Source organism: Zhongshania sp., from assembly GCF_041623545.1.
Lineage (GTDB): Bacteria > Pseudomonadota > Gammaproteobacteria > Pseudomonadales > Spongiibacteraceae > Spongiibacter.
The window spans coordinates 1-2,283 of sequence record NZ_JBFJWS010000408.1; the positions used below are offsets into that span (position 1 = coordinate 1).

Here is a 2,283-nt window from a genome sequence, read left to right on the forward strand (position 1 = left end):
ATCAGCAAGCCAGTTCAGTAAGCCTCACTCAATCGGATCGGCAACTACCCGACGGTTTGAACGCCATAAAATTCTGGCAATGGACAAGCTAAAATACGCCCCACTGTTTTTCTTAAAAAGTGGACTATCGTTAAAACTGGCATCATGCAGATCAACGTAGCTTAGCGCCATCACCACTCGCCAACCAGAAGGCGCCTCCCAGCGTATGCGGATATCACTGCCAGTGCTGTTGTAACCTGCCGGTGCGCGGTAGGCGTGGCGATCTGACCTAGCAAATTGCGGTGCCACGCCATAAAAATAATCATGGTAGTCTTTGCTGCCATAGCGCACTTGCACACGTGCCCCCCAAGATAGCTCGTCAGTTAACTGCCGTTGCCATCGCAGCTCGGGATTAAATACCCAACCTTCATAATTCATTGACGGAAAGCCATCGAGGTCGAGAAGGGCGCGCACATTAAAGCGCAGGTGGGTCTTCTGCTTGGCGCTCTCTTGTAATTTAAGCCGCAGCGACGGCCCGAATTCAAAACTAAAATCCAAATCGTCCATGCCATCCCGCGCGCGATTTTCGCCGCTATTCACCGGCAGACTGCCACCCGCGGAAATATTCAGGTCCCAGTGGCGATGTTCAAATAATAGCCCCCGCACACCCTCTCGGTCGGCCTTTACTCGTTCTCCGCGATAAATAATATAAGGGAAGGGTAGAACATAACTGCTGCTTTGTTCAGCGCCGGGATAGTCCGGCAAATGAAAGCCTGCAATGCCCGCGCCTAGCTCCCACTTAGGTAAGAGACCGGTGCGCAGAGCTTCGGCCTCAGCGGCAAAACTGAATAGAGCGCTCAACAGACCCATCATCGTTATTATTTTCACGTGTTAAGCCTCATTCACTATTCGCGTTGCTAACGTTACATCTTTGCCACTTTGGCCTTAAAGTTTTCAGGCACCGGACACACCGATTTACCCGTATAATCAAAAAATAGCATGGTGTTTCTTACCCGCGCCGTTTCTGTTTTTTTACTTAAATTACGTAATCGAAACAGTAAATCAAAACTCTTGTCGGTGAAATTGCAGGCGGTAACATCAATTGCGAGGCGATCAGCGTAATCTGTTTCAGAAAGATAGGATATTTCCGAGTGAGCCATGATCAAACCCGCCTCTTCAAAGGCCGTCGCGTGTTCGTAGCCTAAGGCAATAATGAACCGCAGCTGAGCTTCAATGGCGATCGAAGGAATGCGGTCAGCACCTAAGTGATTTGCCACATTCACGTCGGAGTACAAGACCACATATTCTGTGGTGAAAAGGAATCGCTCGGGAAGTTCTATCGTTTTTCTCGGCATACGGGATCTCGTTGTCTACTTTATTAGCGCAGCCTGAACGCTGCGCCAGGCTTTTTCAAGCCCAAGCGTCAAACGACTGGGACATTAACGCAATCGGCGGCGCACTCGGCGAATATACACACTCATTCCCAAAGCAAACACGAGGGCGATAGCCGCTGCGAAAAAAGCGGAAATACTGTCTCTGACCGTGCGTCCTAGGCCATCGATAAAATGCCATTTGTGGAATACTGAAAAACTCATTCCTTCACGGCGGTCGCTGTCGCGAACGACTGCCGCCAAAGCGCCACTGCGGGGTTCAACATACACACTAAGGTGCTCAGTATTGTCGTAATCAAGGGCAATCACTGGCAGACGTTTATTGACAAAACCGTACTCGCCAGCAAACGTGGTCACGCTGCGCATTGCCAGCAATGGCGCATCGACTGGCATATAGGCCTGCGCAATTGCGCGGGCGTGCGCCGCCTCGCCATCTGCTAGTAGTTCGCCGTTTGCGGCATTTCGATATTGCAACTCACCCCCAGCCCAAACCCGAAAATAATACTCATCGCCGATATTAATGAGGTCGGCTTGAACTAATGCCGGACTGAGGCGAGACCAGTCTACAGCAAGCTTATTAAGCGCCACGGCCATCGGCGGCACACTGGCAGTGCTGGGCAAAAATTGCTTTTGCCATAAATGATATAAACCGCTGCCCGTAAAGGTAACGGCCGTAATTGCCACCAACAAGCCCAAGCTACGATGCAAGCGCAATAAGCGCGAGTGCTGCCGCCAACCGCGGCCAGCCCGCCACTGCAAATAATATTGAAGCATGCCCGCCAAGGCGATCAGCCCACCACCGAGTAAGCAAAAGCTCATTAAGCTCAGTCGCAGCGTGGTGTTTTCAATAAATACCCATGAATGGACATTGCGGAAAAAAGTGCCGGTCATGGCCTTGGTGTTATTCACCATC

The 2,283-nt window shown here is 50.9% G+C and carries 3 protein-coding genes; all 3 read right to left on the reverse strand.

Annotation, left to right across the window (positions count from 1 at the left end):
- Window positions 1-24: 24 nt before the first annotated feature.
- Window positions 25-867, reverse strand: coding sequence for a MipA/OmpV family protein (locus tag ABYT30_RS18580; RefSeq protein WP_373098006.1), 843 nt, complete (start codon window positions 865-867; stop codon window positions 25-27).
- Window positions 868-902: 35 nt separating this feature from the next.
- Entirely contained in the window at window positions 903-1,334 is a 432-nt protein-coding gene (locus tag ABYT30_RS18585) for a thioesterase family protein (protein WP_373098007.1), read from the reverse strand.
- A gap of 84 nt (window positions 1,335-1,418) precedes the next feature.
- A partial coding sequence (locus ABYT30_RS18590) for a hypothetical protein (protein ID WP_373098009.1) occupies window positions 1,419-2,283 on the reverse strand: 865 nt, incomplete at its 5' end.